This window comes from Rhizobium sp. PEPV16 (assembly GCF_008919455.1).
GTDB classification, from domain to species: Bacteria; Pseudomonadota; Alphaproteobacteria; order Rhizobiales; family Rhizobiaceae; genus Rhizobium; species Rhizobium leguminosarum_Q.
In genome coordinates, this window is sequence record NZ_VSZV01000348.1 from 41,891 (window position 1) to 57,104 (window position 15,214).

Genomic DNA, 15,214 nt, shown 5'->3' on the forward strand with positions numbered 1-15,214 from the left:
CGATGCGTGAACCGGCTATCATGTTCCGCCTGCCCGCTCACGTCCTGAGCAACGTCGAAGCCCTCGCGCAGAGACTTGGGGTTTCCGTCAACATCATCGCGAAGCTCATCGTCACCAGAGAGATCATGCACATTCCGGCGATGCTCGAAGAACATGACCGGCAACTGGCAAACATGCACCAGTTTCTGCGCGAGCTCGCCTTTCGCAACGAGGAATTTCTTGTCGAACAGGGACGGAGAGGCGCAGCAGCAGAGGCGATCACGGAAAAGCTCAACGAGGTAATGACCGCTCTCGATGCCATCCGCGATGCCGCCTTTATTCGGCCCTCCACCACTATCGCCGATCTAATTAGGAGCCACGATGAACGACCTGTCCAGAAGTCGCTTCGCATCTAGATCGCAAGGTCATCGGCTGCCGAATTATTTCGATATCATTGAAGACGAGTTGCGGCGGCGCGGGGGCGGCGGCGGTCGATCAGCGAAGCGGCCGACCTTTACGAAATCTGCCTCACCCTCCGCCAAGCATCCGGGCGCTGCCTCGGCGTTTAGCCGTGCGGCCGGCAACAATGCGGTGGTCGTCAAGGTCTTGTCTTATGGTGCCGGCGCGAGTTCGGCCCGCAACGTTCTCTCCTATCAAAGCAAGGAGGAGAAGGCCCTTGACCAGGATGGCCGGGAGGTCACCGATCTCAATGCCGCCGTCCGATCCTGGGAGCGGGAGTTTGGCAACCGAAAAGGCAGCCAGGATATTCTCCGTCTGACCTACGAGCTTGAAAAAGCCAACCGCGAGCACTTAGGGCGCGCTCTCGCTTCGCTGGCGGAGGATGGGTTCCGTCAGCCGGGCGACGGCGATCGAACCTATGCCTTCAGCGTCAGCGAGGGTGTGAAGGGGCAGACCCGTCTGCAATTTGCTCTGGTAATTGCCCACGAGAAGAAGGACAGGTCGGATCGAAGCAGCGCCAATCGTATTCCTGCAGAAATCGATGATGTCCGCGCGATCGATGAGCGACTCGACAAGGTATTGCGCGGCGCCGGTATTACTCCGGTTTCGCGCTATCCCGCTGAATTCTCCTCTGGGCCCAAAGGCCTGACCGCCACCCTACATGCGATGCAACGGGCAGGGGCGGAGGTAACGCTGTCGACGAAAACACACCTTAGAGACCGCCCTGGCAAGAGCGGCCGTTACGAGCGCGGCGGAGAACGGCGCGAAGTCACGACCAAAGACCACAAGGAATTGACGGCCGAGGGCAAGGTCGTCGGTGCTCTCATGCAGACCCGCCAGCCGCGGGACTTCATGCACCTGTTGCTCTCGGGGCCGGCCAACGTTGATCGCGACCGCTTCATCCTGGCGGGCCGAGATTTCCTGAGGGAGCAGTTTGAGGACCACCGCTACGCCTATGCCGTCCATAATCGCAATGATCTTGAAAAGCATCCGCACCTGCATGTCATCGTTGCGCTGCGCAACGCGAGCGGAAAGATGCTCAACCCCAATATCCGCGACTTCACCGAATGGCGGGTCCGTTTTGCTGATAAGGCGCGGGAGCGCGGCATCCCGATCGATCGGCAGAAGCGCCTCGAACGTGCTGGCCCGCCGCCCGTCAAACGATGGGAGTGGGAAATGTTTCGCCGGATGGGAGCAACGGCGCCGTCGAACGTCGTCGAAAAGGTAATGTCCAAGCTCCGCGACACGCCGACGGCGCCGAAGCGTGAGGAGGCCAGGACGCGGTTCGACCAGAGCCGGCGTTCGGTCGGGCACGTCATTCGCATGCTGGATGGTATTGCCAAGGACCGCGGTGCACCGAGCACCGCACGAGAAATCAGCCAGGATCTGTCCATCGGGCTTCGGCGCGAATATGGGCGGCTTAAAACAGCGGTCCGCGAAGGCCGTGATCCCACACGAGAGAAAGGCGAGGACCACATGCTGCGATCCACACCCATTAGTGCCGCGCAAGCAAAGGCGGCGAAGGAAACGCTGGCGAACACCGCGCTCACGGTTGCCGTGAAGATTGCCAATCCATCTGATCGGCTGATCTTCGAGCAGGCGACGAAGATCATCGGCAAAGTCGTCGGGCTGCAGCTCGACTCACGCGTTGACAAGAATCGAGACCGAACGGAGTCTGGCAGGGATAAGCGGAGTTCGGACAGCCTCGACACCAAGTCGGCTGCCGGTCGCGATCATATTGCGGAGCAGGGCGTGGTTAATAGGAGTTCGAACAACCGTTCTCTCGACGCATCGCGCATCGCCCGGTCTAATGCGGAGCATGACGCGCCGGAAACAGATCGTTCGAATCGGGAGCGCCCGAAACCCCAGCAGCGGGATCGCGACATACCAAAATCGATCAAGCTTCGCCCGCCTCAGGAGAAGGACAGGGACCGCACCCGCTAACCCTGCGAACCGCACTGTTGGCCACAGTTAAGCTCTCCAGCGATGGACCAGCCCAACGTCGCCTGGATCTTGGCGCGGAGTCGCTGGACCTCCGTGGCTTCAGGCGGAGACAAATTGGGGACATGCTTTCGGGCCGCACCCTGAGCGGTTCCCTCGCTTCGGTTGTTGAAGTAGTCGATTACCGAGACACCCGCATCGTCGGCAGCGAGGCTACCAGCGGTCGAGCTGCCGATGAAAACGGTTTCCTTCCTGCCGATCCCATACCGCTCCATAACTTGGAAGATCGCTCCGGCGCCAGCCTCCTGTTGCCGATCCGCTTGGCGCTGAAGGCCGGTTCCGCTTGCATGTGGGACGTCACTCCATGTCACCCAGAAATCCGGTATGGCACATCTGATGCTCAGTAATGCGTCAAGCAATTCGGTCAGGGTTGCGAATTCTGATCTTCCATAGGCACCCGCGTCCATCCCACGCTCGTCCGAAATAAAGCCGAAACGAGCATTGAGGTGTCGCAGATGCCTTAACATTTCAACGAATTCTTCGTTGATATCTCCGAGCATGTAATCCCCGGAGGGACTAGTCTTTCTCAGGAGGGTGCCATCTCTCTCAAAAATGACGAGGCCGGTTGAACCGATCCTCCTAAAGATCCTGTCTGCATATTTTGCATGATTGTTCATTGGCTAAATTCCAAACCTTGAAGCCAGCTTCGCCATCACACGACTTCGAAATGACGCGCAGCTTCCTCTTGGGGCCAGTCGGTGGCGATTGTCGTCGTTACCCGGTTATCGGATGGGAAATCAGCGCGTTTCGGTGAGGAATCTCCGGCGTTCCTACAAGCGAGCGGCAAAATGGCTTCCTCCTCTCACTCGCTGCTCATTTGTTCTGAAATCAACATCCCAAACTTCAAAATTTTGCTCCTGATAGTAGAATCGCTATGCAGTTGCGTGTAGTTGCGATACCCGTTGATCGGGCACAAACGCACGAAATCTACCGAAACGAAACGAAACCAGAGCCGGTAAGCCATTGCCAAAGAATGGAAAGTTATTTCTCCCTCCGCCGAAAGACGGAAGTGATTTCAAAGAACTCTTCAAACAATTGGCCGCGGCAGGAGCGGGCCGGCCGTTGGGAAGTGATGGCTTTCCCGCAGGCCCGTGGACGCCGGAACTTCTCGCTGAGGCGATTTCACACATCGATTCCAACCGGACCGGGGTCGATCTACGAACGGTCCAGCTTTGGTTTCAAGAAAATGAGAAGGGTATCAGCACCACCAATATTCGTTGGCTGGCAAGGGTCTTCGGGTGTGATGATCCGGTAGCAACAAGCGAATGGCAGATGGAGCTAAGTGCGGCGCAATCTCGCTTAACGGCGAAGAGGCGAGGTTTGAAGAAAGCGGGAAGCAGCCCCGCGGCAGAGGTTCCAAATCTGGCACGGAATGTCGTCGATGAGGAGATGGAGTCGCCGGCAAAGCTGGAAAGGGATACTGAGGCTAATCAGCCGCGCCGACGTTTTAATTTGGCGAGGAGGTCGGAGGCGCTATTTAGCCGCGGATCTACCTTAGATCTACCTGCGTCGGTGTTTGCGGGTGCCACCGCCCTGGGGTTTCTCTCGTATATTGTGGGGATCCACAACGCGACTTACAATCGGGCGGATGGTCTCGTCAAACAGGTAGGTTTCCTCTGGGCGCCCAATTGGACGTTCCTCTTTATGGTGTTCTTGCCACTGTTTTTTGCGCTCGTCATAGAGTTGCTGTTGTTTTGGAAAAATGAAGGACGCTTACGGATTGTAGCGGCGGGCAATCGTGTGGAAAGCGACGCCGCCTGGGCCCGAAACGTAGATGCTTCTTCGTATACATATTGGGCGATCTTTATCGTCTGCGTGTTGTTCGCCGGTGTGTTTCAATGGATCGGTGTGTGCTTGATCCCGTTGGTAAAAGGCGGTGGCAACTATGCGATAGATTGGGGCAAGTTAGCGCTCGTGCGGCCCGAAGTCATATCAGTGCCGATGGAGATTGTATTCACGGCGTTCGCTTATCTCTACATGTGCTTGTGCTTCTATCTCTTCTTCGTAGGTCTCATTTTGCTTCATACGATGATTAATGACCTTTGGAAAATCGGAGGAGCATCGAGGAACCGGCCGCGAATTGATTATCAATACCATGTCCATGAAATCGGCTTACGGGTGATGCGCGGAATATTTCGGTGCACTGTTTTAGGTCTTCTGATCGCCGTATGCATGAAGGCCCAAAGCTCCTACTTGGCGTCGAATGGAAAGAACATCGTGGCTTGGCTGCTTGCCGATATGTCGTCAGCTTTGTATGAGGGCAAAGACATGGGCAAAGGATTCAGCTACAGGATGCCGACCCACTACAGCAGCCTTCTTATCGCTATTTCGACGATTATCGTTTTTCTTTACGGTTCTATCCGTCTAGGTGCCGGAAGCCGATTTCATTTTCCCATGTGGAAGATGTCAGCGGCAGTAGGGTTACTTTTTACCAGCTACCTGCTGATCGACGCATTTACAGGCTTTTCGATCCTTCTGTGCCTTGCAGTGCTGCTCGCGATGTACGGCCTCATTGATCCAGAGCTTGGGCGATGGAGAGCGAGCGACTGGGGAAGCAATCAGAATGTATCATAGTTGGCTTGATCGTTGGGATGAGCGGCGGGCAAGGCGCGGTGAGGAATCCAAGGAAATAAGCGATTTCGTCCTTGATGCCAACCTCGCCTTCCCACGCGCCAAGAACATAGTAGGTATCGGCGAGTTTTGTGCCCTTGCGGACCAGGCAGCGGCTGATCCAGCCTTTTTCGATGAACCGAGCGGGGACGATCAGCATTTTCAACGGCAAGACGGGTGGATCAAATTTCCGTCGGACATGTCCACTGGCGTCGAAGAGAACAATGTAGTCTGGGCAAAAATCACAGAAAGCGGATCCTTCGATCAGGCGTTGGTGATTTTTCATCACTGGAATGCGAGTGCACGCAATCGTCAGATCGCCAACTTTTTCTCACAGCGTGGAATCACGGTTGTCGAGATCGCTATGCCTTATCATTTCGAGCGCAGCCGTTCCGGGTCCGTGCACGCCGATTTTATGCTTAGCCCTAATCTCGGTCGAACCATCCAGTCTGTACGGCAGGCGGTATGGGACGGGCGAAAACTCATTCGTTGGGTGAAAAGCGAAGGCTATCGAGAGATTTCCGTTCTCGGTATGAGCTTAGGTTCCTGGGTCGCAGGCTTAATCGCTGCGCACGACTCGGCTGTGTCAAAAGCCTCGTTGTTTCTTACGGCAGGAAGTCTCGCGGATATGGTTTGGACAGGGCGCGCGACACGATCGATACGTGAAAGCCTTGAACCCATTATTGAGCTGACCGAGCTCAGAAGGGCGTGGGGTCCGCTTAACCTAGAGAATTACGCGCACAATTTGGCACGGACCGATCTCGAACTTCACGTCGTGTTGGCTAAGAGGGACAAGGTTGTTCTGCCAGAGATATCACAAGGGTTCATGCAGAGGCTGAAGGCCGCCGGCGCTAGGCCAAACATTTTGGAATTAAACTGTGGTCACTATTCGCTCGGCATGCCGCCTTACATTTTGCTGGCCGGTTTGAGCCTGAAACGGTTTCTGTCGTTCCGCTAGACTGAGGGCTCTTGATCTCACAAGATGACGGTTGCTGCGATACAGATGGCCGAGGAGAGATGTGCGCGCAAGGGTCGTAGCGGGTGACGGGTGGCGATGCGTTGCCATGTTGATTTCCCTACGGGACGGACCGGGCTCAGTTCCGTAGGGCATCAACGATGCAGGTTCGGCGCTCCTGCCGATTAATAAGGGATGATGGTGGAGGGCGCTGAAGTGTCCTCCCGACAGTCGGATCGCGGGAGAGGCATGACTACACATGGTTTGGAGAATCTATCCCAAGCGCATCATGCCGTTTTGAGGGTAGGGGATCATGCCCCGTCTTGCAAATGTGTGAGGAAGACCTCGGCCGGCGTTCGATAAGGGCGTGTGAAAAGCTGGTGTTGAGTTTCAGCAGGATTTTGCCCCATTTTTTCATCTAACGTTAGCCCACCAATTCTGATGTAGTGAATTGTCCGCAAATACCTTTATTCACCCTGAGTGGATCACGGCGAATGGAAAAATCGGTCAAACGGATCCGAAAATTAACGTCTAGCAGGCTGCTGAAATTGGCGCTGCGTTGCCGCAATCGAGAGCTTGGGGTGCGGTTTTTTGACGGATTGCGGTCAGATTTGAGCTGGCCGCAGGCAATATCCTGGTCATATTGGCTTATTTGCCTCCCACAAGACACACTGTAAGCATCCGGTGCCAGCTTACTGATTGGCGTGTCGGCGATGCGGGCCAGGACGTCAGCAAGCCAGGTCTGCGGATCGATGTCGTTGAGCTTGGCACTCATGATCAGCGTGGCCATGAAGGCGGCACGATCGGCACCGCGATCCGATCCGGCGAAGAGCCATGACTTCCTTCCGGCGACGGGAGAACTGCGCGACAGTTTTGCCCGCTCGGTTTGAAGCCAGCGGTGCAGTTCGCCGACAAGCGGCAGGCTGCCCTTGCGACGGTGCTCCAGGCGTTGGCCGGCGGCAAGTCCGTTGATCTCACGCTCGATGTCGAACAGCGCATCGATCCGTTTGACGGCTTCCAGCGCCATAGGCGAGATCGGCGCGGCGCGGCTGCCGCGTTTGGCATTCGTGGCGATGTCGGCCAGCACGAAGAACTTGCGCCTCGCGTGCGACCAGCAGAGCGCCTGCGTCAGCGGCCCCGGATCGCGGTCTACCTTGAACAGCGGATTGTAGCCGCCATAGGCATCAGCCTGCAGAATGCCGGTGAAGGTCTTCAAGTGGCGCTCGGGATGCTCTTGTCGTCGATCTCGCGAAGCATAGTAGAGAGCCGCCGGCGGCGATTGCCCGCCAAACGGCCGGTCATCTCGGACATAGGTCCAGATGCGACCCGTATCGGTCTTTCCCTTCGCCAGGATCGGCACTGTGGTGTCGTCGCCATGCAGCCGCTCGGCAGCCAGGACATGCGCTTCCATCAACGAATGGAGTGGCTTCAGCGCCGCGGCGCAAGCGCCGACCTGATCTGCCAGCGTCGACAGGCTGAGGTCGATACCCTCTCGGGCATAGCGCTCGCTCTGGCGGTTCAGCGGTTGATGCTGCGCGAACTTCTCAAACAGGATCATCGCCAGAAGGCTGGGCCCGGCAAAGCCCCGCGGCGTCACATGGAAAGGAGCTGGTGGCTGGGTGATCTTCTCGCATTCGCGGCAGGTGAACTTCTCCCGCACCGTTTGGATCACCTTCCACTGACGCGGGATGACCTCCAGGGTCTCGGTGATGTCTTCGCCCAGCTTCGACAGCTTGCCCGAACCGCAACAAGGGCAGCTCGCCGGGGCCGCGATAACGACACGCTCGCGCGGCAGATGTTCAGGGAATGGTTTCCGTGATGGACGCTTGCGCTCGAAAGCCCTGACCGTCGAGGCTTTGGCCGCAACCTCTGCCGCCAGTTCGTCTTCGCCAGCGTCAGCCTCCAGCTCCTCGAGCTGCAGTTCCATCTGTTCGAGGAGTCGCGCCTTGCGTTCTGACCGGCTGCCGTAAAGCTCGCGGCGAACCTTCTCGATCTCCAGCTTCAACCGCGCGATCAGCGCTTCGGAATGCGACACGAGCGCCTTTGCGCTGGCGGCTTGCGCCTTGGCGGTCGCAGCTTCTGCCTCGGCAGTGATACGCCGGGCACGCTCCTCGGCCAGCAGTGCAAGCGCACTGGCAAGGTCGTCCGGAAGCTCATCAGTCGCGTCGCTCATGGCAGGATGGAATCATATTCGAGTCCGCCATTCCAGTGCTTTTGCTCATCCTGCCGATGTTGGCCGCCAGGTCTTTTGCGGCATCCGCCAGTCTATGCCTTCGAGCAGATAACCGAGCTGGGCCGGTGTGATCACCACCGTGCCGTCAGCGGCTGACGGCCAGATGAAGCGGCCGCGCTCCAGCTTCTTCGTGAATAGACAGGCTCCTTGTCCGTCATGCCAGATCACCTTGATCAGACCTCCACCGCGCCCCCGGAACACGAACAAATGTCCGCACATCGGATCGCGCTTCAGCGTCTCCTGCACCATCAGCGACAGACCGGGGAAGCCTTTGCGCATGTCCGTGTGACCGGTCGCCAGCCAGACCTTCACACCACTCGGAACCGGGATCATCTCCGCCCCAGCACGACATCGAGAATGCGGCCCAGCGCGTCCGTGTCGATGTCGCTGTCTACGCGGATACGACGGTCCCGACCGAGTTCAATCGTCACATCGCTGCGCTTCCGGCGGGACTGCGATGGGGCGGGTGGCCCCGAGGGAATAGGCGAGGCTGGAAGCGCGGCCTCGGACACGACCACCGGCACCAACGTGCTCGCTGTTTCCGTCCTCGGCTCCTCGATTTGGCAAAGCTCCCTGCGCCAACGGAAGAGCTGGCTGACATGGATACCGGCCGATCGCGCAATCTCGGAAAGCACCGCACCTGGCTCGAGACAGGCTGCAACGAGCCGCTCTTTATCTTCCTGAGACCAGCGCCGTCGGCGCTCGACAGACGTGATCACTTCAATCTGATGCTTCGTCATAGGACTACTCCTAGTGTTTGCACTAGGACTTCCGATGTTCGTCTCAACCTCGCAAGACGGCCCTCACCGGACGCTTACGACACACTTGGCCCGTCGATCCGATCAATTTCGGAAGGCGAATGATGTTGTAGGCGGCAAGGGCGAAGGTGAAGGCTGCCTCCACCTTGTCCAGTCCGCGCACCTTGATCTGCGCCAAGCCGGCCGTCGTCTTGACCCAGCCGAAGATTTCCTCGATCCGCTTGCGGCAGCGCAGGCTGATCGCATAGCCGGGGCTTTGGACGACGTCTGGCGGCACCGCCGTCTTGCGTACTTTGCCCGTCTTGCTCACCGTCCCGTTGATCGCCACATGCGGCTCGATCTTGCGCGCCTTCAATCCCTCGACAAAGGCTTCCACGTCGTAGGCCTTATCGGCACCCAACGTCACCCCTTCGCCGAGACCCTCGCTCAGTTTGGTGGCCGCCTCCCGCTCGCCGGTGCCGGTGGCATGCGTCACTGCGCCGTCGACCACAAGTCCATTGCAGTTCTCCATCAGCGCATGCCCCAGATCGGCCAGCCGGCTCTCCTGGCCCTTGCTCTTGCGATAGAGCCGGGCATCCGGGTCGGTCGTCGAGGCGTGCGTCTCGTTCGAGCGCTTCTCCTTGCGGAAGTCACGCTCGCCATTGCGCGCGCCCTCCGGTGGCTCGCCATCGTCGCCACCCGGGGCCCCCTTGACGCGAAAGCTCTTCATCGAGGCGAATGCCTTCAGCATCGTCCCGTCGACCGAGAAGTGCTCCGCGCTCAAAAGCTTCTTCACTGCCGGCTGCGCAAGCAGCGCCGACAGGAAGCCTTGCGCCACTTCCGTCGTCAGAACTCGGTCGCGATTATGCGTGAACACCGTCGGATGCCACACCGCATCATCGATCCCAAGACCCACGAACCAGCGGAACAACAGGTCGAACTCAAGCCGTTCCATCAATTGCCGCTCGGAACGGATCGAATACAGCATCTGCAGCAGCACCGCCCGCAACAGCCGTTCCGGCGCGATCGACGGCCGACCCGTCTTGGCATAGAGCCCATCGAACGACCCATCCAGCGCCGCAAGCGATGCGTTCACCAACCGGAGCATCGCACGAAGCGGATGCCCTGCCGGAACCCGTGCCTCAAGGTCAACATACGAAAACAGCGATCCCGTCCGCTCATCCCCGCCACGCATGCAAATCAATCCCCGCTGTTGCAGCCCGAGGGAATCATCAGTTCAACCCAAAAGCCAGAGGGTTTTGCAGCAGCCTGCTAGAGGGATGTAATCACCGGTGCTTTGCGCAGCCACGTATCTGCGGTGAGCTGGTGCACGACGAACTCTGCGACATAGGGTCGGGCGATGGTTCCGCCATGGACGCCCGACAGGTCAGGCACTGCCTTGATGTGACTGCGCGCCGGCTTGTCGTTGAGCACCGTTGGGCGTACGATGGTCCAGTCGAGTGTGATCACCCGGATCGCATCTTCCTGGCGGTCCTTGTCTTCATAGACCTTGCGCAGCATCAGGGCAGGAACAGCCGGTCGAAGTAGAAGCCGCCATGGCCGCCGCTGTCGCCGGCACCCAACTCGGTAATGCACACCAGCCGGCGGGTATTCTGCTAATCCATAACGCCGAACAGTGCGCGCGTCGCCGTGGAGAGCAGGGTCACCTCCCGGAACGGGCTCATGGCCGTGCCCAGCGAACTGACGACAGCATCATAGCCGGCGATGGCGCGGGTCAGCGCGGCGGGATCGCGAGCGTCGCCTTCAACGAGCTCGGCGCCGGCAAGGTCAACGCCTTTTCCCCGGATCGGCGGCAGTCCATCGAGTTGGGCGTAAAGCGGTGATGCCTTAGGCTGAGTGGCATACTGACCTTGAAGATATATGGTGCGCGCGCCGGGTCGTGCATTCACTGGCCGAAGCCAGAAGCCCGCAATGCCACCGACGTCGCGGCCTCGACTCCGACATCCAAATAGCCAGATCGACGACCTGCTGCCTTGGGTCTACGCTGCAAAGCATGAAGTCAAAGCCGTGGCCTAAAAACAGCGCTTACCATTCATCGTCTTTGAGGCCAACTTCATCTCATTCTTTGGCTTGGATGGGGTCTTTCCACGGCCCGCAGGGCTGGGAGAAGCCTCTGCGATACTACAACCGTAACACCATATCGGTTTGGCCGATCACGCATTCCTGCTAACTCATAGGCTAGAGAAACGACTTAGGAGCCGAGCAATGGATCGCGATAACAAACGGACACGCGCAAATGCAAGTTCACCCGGCCGCCTAGGGGGGGCCGAGGAACGCCGCGACCTCCTTGATCTTCCACAGGGACCAATATCCAATGTTGCAGAACAGTTAGTAACCTCGAATCCGCGCGATACAGCACTCAATCTTCGAAACTTCAAATCGCTCGCGAAGGAAACGCTAAGTGCTGTTCGGGAAGCCGAACAGGGGAAAGAAACTGCCCTCACGACATTTGAAAGGCGGAACAAACAGCTCGGACAATCCGCCATCGAGCTGGCCGACAAATTGACGGACGGACTGGGGTTCGACTCGGATGCTGTAGCTTTGTTAAAAGTCCAAGCGGCCGGCAATGTAGCCCATTATATAGACCCAGCCAAGCAAACTGCTCTTGTTAATCGCATTAGCAACATGGAGCCAACGGATCAAGCTACTGGAGTTTTGTTGGTATCGCATAACTTCAGTAAGTTTGATGACAACAATAAATCTCGTATCTTTGAGCTGGCCCGCGAATTGGCTGCTGATCCTCATGTGCATCACGAGAGCAAAGCGAATGCACACAATGCTATTTTTGTCGCTTATCACGACTTAGACGCAAATCAAAGGGCCCAGGCCCACTCGCTTCCCGCCATCAGTGCCTCACTGCAGCATATTCAACCGCCGAGGCATGTAGCAGAGGAACGGAGTGCGAATTTGGATGAGCACATAAGAAGTATTGAGAAGTCAGTCCGTGATACGGTGGGCCCGCAAACGTCAACTGAACAGCTGCAGCGAGCTGGTAAAATCGCGCAGTCCATAAGCCACGCTTACAATCACGCCCGAGACGACCTGAGGCCTTCCTCCAGAAGTCGAGATGCAGCGGGAAGCAGAGATCGCACGGGCCGTTGAGGTCCTGAAAATGGAATATTGACGCTTTCTACCGCCGGACCGTCGTGCTCGATGATACAATGCAGCGACATAGGTCGCAGCATGTAGCGGAGGGCATCACGTCGGAAGTATGCTTGATAACGCTAAGGAATAAACAGCGAAAAGCGTGCAGATAGCGGCTTGAAACTTGTGATTTTGTAGTGGAATTCCGCTATTGGTTCGTCGTTTGGAAGAGTCATTCGTTTCGATAGAATCTTGTTTCACTTCGAATGATGTGTGATCGAACGCCTTCATCGCCCTGCCTCAAACTGAACGCCACTGCGCGTGCGAAACTGCAATGCCTTCATCGTCTTCCGTTCCTTTCCAGCCAGGAAAATCCACCGGAAAACTCTAACCAACTGGTCCAGTTTGAAGGCTTCAGTTCATTTTTTGTCAGTCCGTCCTTCAATGGCCGGACCTCTAATCCGTCCTCGATGAAGCGGCGCACCCGACGATTTCCTTCTTTTTAGGTGCCGCCGCGATCCGCTGGCAAATCGCCTGATGTGCGTTCGATTCATCTTGTTGCGTGCCATTTTAGCATCGAAGAAATCTATGGTGGACCGATGATACCAAACAAAACAAAGCTCTTGAATATAGCATTGAGTACGGGGTGTTCACTGGCCGTAGGTTTTTGTGCTGCAAGTGTGTACTCAACATTTGGTTACGGGTTTAGCGGTCATGCTTTGATGACTTTCGATGTGTTCGCTTTTTGGTACAAGTCGCCGTTCTTTCTTGGATACACAACCCTATTGTTTTATCAGGGTTTGGCCGTCATCATTTCAACGTCGGGAATCGTTTTGCTAGCGCAGCAGGTCTTGTGCCAACGCAAGCACGACCATCACGGGACGGCGCGTTGGGCTCAGGTGGGTGAGATGCGACGGGCCGGTTATTTCCAGCGGTACAACTGCCTCAGTGGCCCAGTGTTCGGAAAGACTGGCGGCCCATTCTGGTCTGACTATTATCTGACCAACGGCGCGCAGCCTCACAGCCTTATTGTTGCCCCTACCCGAGCGGGAAAAGGCGTGGGCGTTGTCATTCCAACACTGCTAACGTTCAAAGGCTCAATTATAGCCCTAGATGTCAAGGGCGAATTGTTTGAGCTCACGTCCAGGGCGCGCAAAACTTGTGGGGACGATGTGTTCAAATTTGCCCCGCTAGACCCAGAACGGCGGACGAGCTGTTACAATCCTTTATTAGATATCACGGCGTTACCTTCAGAGCGGCAGTTCACCGAAGCGCGTCGCTTGGCCGCAAATCTTATCACAGCCAAAGGAGAGGGCGCGGAAGGATTTATCAACGGCGCACGGGATCTATTTGTCGCTGGCATTCTTGCTTGTATCGAGCGTGGTACGCCAACCATTGGCGCTGTGTACGATCTCTTTGCTCAACCGGGGGAGAAATATCAGCTCCTCGGGCGCCTCGCGGAGGAGACTAGGAACAAAGAAGCTCAGCGGATTTTCAATGATATGGCAGGCAACGATACAAAAATCCTCACCTCCTACACCTCTGTTATGGGTGACGGCGGCCTCAACTTGTGGGCGGACCCCTTGGTTAAAGCGGCGACGAGCCGTTCTGACTTCTCAATTTATGATCTCCGCCGTCGGAGGACTTGTCTTTATCTTTGTGTTAGCCCGAACGATCTAGAGGTTGTCGCACCACTTATGCGCCTCCTCTTCCAGCAGATCGTTTCTGTTTTGCAACGATCATTGCCAGACAAGGACGAGAAGCATGAGGTGCTATTCCTTCTCGATGAATTCAAGCACCTCGGAAAACTCGACACAATTGAGACAGCGATCACGACAATCGCTGGCTACAAGGGCCATTTTATGTTCATAATCCAAAGCCTCTCAGCATTGTCGGGAACGTACGACGAGGCCGGCAAGCAAAACTTCCTTAGCAATACGGGCGTGCAAGTCTTCATGGCAACTGCTGATGACGAGACACCTGTTTATATTTCGAAAGCGATTGGTGAATATACGTTTGTAGCGCGCTCCACCTCCTATAGCCAAGGGAGGATGTTCGATCGTAATATTCAAAATTCGAGCCAAGGTGCTCCTCTATTACGGCCTGAGCAGGTGCGGCTGCTAGATGACGACGACCAGATCGTTCTCATAAAGGGTCACCCGCCATTGAGGCTGAGAAAAGTCCGGTATTACTCCGATCGCGCACTGAAGCGCATCTTCGAGAGCCAGACGGGTCCTCTTCCGGAGCCTGCGCCTTGGGCGGACGTAGAAGAAGACACAGTCGCGCGGGCTTAATTCTAATCGCCACTTTTAAACGAATGGGTTCTGCGAGACACGACGCCTGTCCTCGTAAAGGCCACGGTTAAGAGAGCCATTGTCACCGTAATGAATGTCCACATCAGCGTCGAACACATAGCCTGCCCCTCGGGCTGTTTTGATTAGACGAGGGTTCGCGGGATCTGCTTCAAGCTTTCGACGCAGGCGCAAAATGAGGACATCGACGCTTCGGTCATACACCTCTTCTCCACGGACTCGGCTCGCACGCAGAATCTGTTCTCTCGTTAACACGTCACGCGGCTGTTCCAGAAAAGCGACCAAAAGATTGAATTCCCCCGGGGTAAGTTTGACCTCGCCGCTTTTTTTTGACATTAGCCGACGCTGTCTGAGGTTCAATGTCCATCCCAAAAAATTAAAGGAACGTCGATCTTTTGCCCCTGGACTGAAAGTCCGGCGACGCATTGCCGCGCGAATGCGGGCTAGGAATTCACGCATTCCAAAAGGCTTTGAAACAAAGTCAGTTGCCCCGAGCTCCAGTGCAACAACCTTTTCTGCTTCCTCAAGGCGATCACCGCTAATCACGATGATGGGAATTCCCCATTTTGTTGTCAGGTTGCGTATGATCTCCAATCCGTCTTCACGACCCAGATTAAGCTCAAGAACCACAAGATCAACCGGCTCACACGCGAGCACGCGATTCAGCTGCCTACTATCGCTGACTGCGGTTGACCTGAAGGCGTGTGAAGTCAGATATTCAACAATAAGATGCCGCATAGCGGCGTCGTCATCAAAGACAAGAACGTGCTTCAACAGCGTACCTTTCAATTATATCAAACTTAAGGTGGGTACCGGACCACCG

13 protein-coding genes and 1 pseudogene are annotated in these 15,214 nt (G+C 56.6%); 6 read left to right on the forward strand and 8 right to left on the reverse strand.

Translation table 11 applies throughout. The features are described from left to right. Window positions 1-2 precede the first annotated feature (2 nt). The gene (locus FY112_RS29465; RefSeq protein ID WP_017958558.1) at window positions 3-395 is read left to right on the forward strand and encodes a hypothetical protein; all 393 of its coding nucleotides are present in this window, start codon (window positions 3-5) and stop codon (window positions 393-395) included. After that, entirely contained in the window at window positions 361-2,382 is a 2,022-nt protein-coding gene (locus FY112_RS29470; RefSeq protein WP_181018296.1) for a hypothetical protein, read from the forward strand. The genes FY112_RS29465 and FY112_RS29470 overlap by 35 nt, the downstream gene beginning before the upstream one ends. Here the strand turns inward: FY112_RS29470 and FY112_RS29475 are convergent. Then, complete coding sequence (locus FY112_RS29475; protein ID WP_138386315.1) at window positions 2,379-3,056, reverse strand: hypothetical protein; 678 nt, start codon at window positions 3,054-3,056, stop codon at window positions 2,379-2,381. The genes FY112_RS29470 and FY112_RS29475 overlap by 4 nt on opposite strands. 346 nt (window positions 3,057-3,402) lie before the next feature. On the opposite strand from FY112_RS29475, the gene FY112_RS29480 reads away from it, so the two are divergent. Both FY112_RS29480 and FY112_RS29485 read left to right on the forward strand, forming a co-directional pair. Beyond that, window positions 3,403-5,013: a hypothetical protein gene (locus tag FY112_RS29480; protein WP_151519913.1), complete on the forward strand. Its 1,611-nt coding sequence runs from the start codon at window positions 3,403-3,405 to the stop codon at window positions 5,011-5,013. Continuing rightward, the gene (locus FY112_RS29485; protein ID WP_151519914.1) at window positions 5,003-6,007 is read left to right on the forward strand and encodes a dienelactone hydrolase-related enzyme; all 1,005 of its coding nucleotides are present in this window, start codon (window positions 5,003-5,005) and stop codon (window positions 6,005-6,007) included. Before FY112_RS29480 ends, FY112_RS29485 begins: the two co-directional genes overlap by 11 nt. Before the next feature lie 688 nt (window positions 6,008-6,695). Here the strand turns inward: FY112_RS29485 and FY112_RS29490 are convergent. From FY112_RS29490 to FY112_RS38520, 6 genes and pseudogenes are all read right to left on the reverse strand, one after another. Next, window positions 6,696-8,177: pseudogene (locus tag FY112_RS29490) on the reverse strand (IS66 family transposase); the annotation flags it as partial. Window positions 8,178-8,222: 45 nt separating this feature from the next. Continuing rightward, the gene (gene tnpB / locus FY112_RS29495) at window positions 8,223-8,570 is read right to left on the reverse strand and encodes an IS66 family insertion sequence element accessory protein TnpB (protein WP_003551791.1); all 348 of its coding nucleotides are present in this window, start codon (window positions 8,568-8,570) and stop codon (window positions 8,223-8,225) included. Then, window positions 8,567-8,977 carry a transposase gene (locus FY112_RS29500; protein ID WP_017958565.1) on the reverse strand — a complete coding sequence of 137 codons (411 nt, stop codon included), beginning with the start codon at window positions 8,975-8,977 and terminating at the stop codon, window positions 8,567-8,569. Before FY112_RS29500 ends, tnpB begins: the two co-directional genes overlap by 4 nt. A 43-nt stretch (window positions 8,978-9,020) precedes the next feature. Then, on the reverse strand, window positions 9,021-10,169 hold the full coding sequence (locus FY112_RS29505) for an IS5 family transposase (protein WP_026158456.1): 1,149 nt from the start codon (window positions 10,167-10,169) through the stop codon (window positions 9,021-9,023). Window positions 10,170-10,246: 77 nt separating this feature from the next. Further along, entirely contained in the window at window positions 10,247-10,495 is a 249-nt protein-coding gene (locus FY112_RS38515) for an NAD(P)H-binding protein (RefSeq protein ID WP_017958567.1), read from the reverse strand. A 95-nt stretch (window positions 10,496-10,590) separates the two neighbouring features. Continuing rightward, complete coding sequence (locus FY112_RS38520; RefSeq protein ID WP_051077362.1) at window positions 10,591-10,884, reverse strand: NAD(P)H-binding protein; 294 nt, start codon at window positions 10,882-10,884, stop codon at window positions 10,591-10,593. A gap of 316 nt (window positions 10,885-11,200) precedes the next feature. On the opposite strand from FY112_RS38520, the gene FY112_RS29515 reads away from it, so the two are divergent. Then, window positions 11,201-12,097 carry a hypothetical protein gene (locus FY112_RS29515; protein WP_151519915.1) on the forward strand — a complete coding sequence of 299 codons (897 nt, stop codon included), beginning with the start codon at window positions 11,201-11,203 and terminating at the stop codon, window positions 12,095-12,097. 581 nt (window positions 12,098-12,678) lie between these two features. Further along, window positions 12,679-14,373 (forward strand): type IV secretion system ATPase VirD4, encoded by a 1,695-nt coding sequence (gene virD4 / locus FY112_RS29520; protein WP_151519916.1) that lies wholly within the window; start codon window positions 12,679-12,681, stop codon window positions 14,371-14,373. Window positions 14,374-14,388: 15 nt separating this feature from the next. On the opposite strand, the gene FY112_RS29525 is transcribed toward virD4, so the two are convergent. Then, window positions 14,389-15,165 carry a winged helix-turn-helix domain-containing protein gene (locus FY112_RS29525; protein WP_017958571.1) on the reverse strand — a complete coding sequence of 259 codons (777 nt, stop codon included), beginning with the start codon at window positions 15,163-15,165 and terminating at the stop codon, window positions 14,389-14,391. Window positions 15,166-15,214: the final 49 nt, after the last annotated feature.

Bases quoted from the DNA above. Each gene is read 5' to 3' on its own strand.
- FY112_RS38515 (WP_017958567.1), bottom strand. From the start codon at position 10,495: ATGCTGCGCAAGGTCTATGAAGACAAGGACCGCCAGGAAGATGCGATC.
- FY112_RS29475 (WP_138386315.1), bottom strand. From the start codon at position 3,056: ATGAACAATCATGCAAAATATGCAGACAGGATCTTTAGGAGGATCGGT.
- virD4 (WP_151519916.1), top strand. From the start codon at position 12,679: ATGATACCAAACAAAACAAAGCTCTTGAATATAGCATTGAGTACGGGG.
- FY112_RS29515 (WP_151519915.1), top strand. From the start codon at position 11,201: ATGGATCGCGATAACAAACGGACACGCGCAAATGCAAGTTCACCCGGC.
- FY112_RS29470 (WP_181018296.1), top strand. From the start codon at position 361: ATGAACGACCTGTCCAGAAGTCGCTTCGCATCTAGATCGCAAGGTCAT.
- tnpB (WP_003551791.1), bottom strand. From the start codon at position 8,570: ATGATCCCGGTTCCGAGTGGTGTGAAGGTCTGGCTGGCGACCGGTCAC.
- FY112_RS29505 (WP_026158456.1), bottom strand. From the start codon at position 10,169: ATGCGTGGCGGGGATGAGCGGACGGGATCGCTGTTTTCGTATGTTGAC.
- FY112_RS29465 (WP_017958558.1), top strand. From the start codon at position 3: ATGCGTGAACCGGCTATCATGTTCCGCCTGCCCGCTCACGTCCTGAGC.
- FY112_RS29485 (WP_151519914.1), top strand. From the start codon at position 5,003: ATGTATCATAGTTGGCTTGATCGTTGGGATGAGCGGCGGGCAAGGCGC.
- FY112_RS29500 (WP_017958565.1), bottom strand. From the start codon at position 8,977: ATGACGAAGCATCAGATTGAAGTGATCACGTCTGTCGAGCGCCGACGG.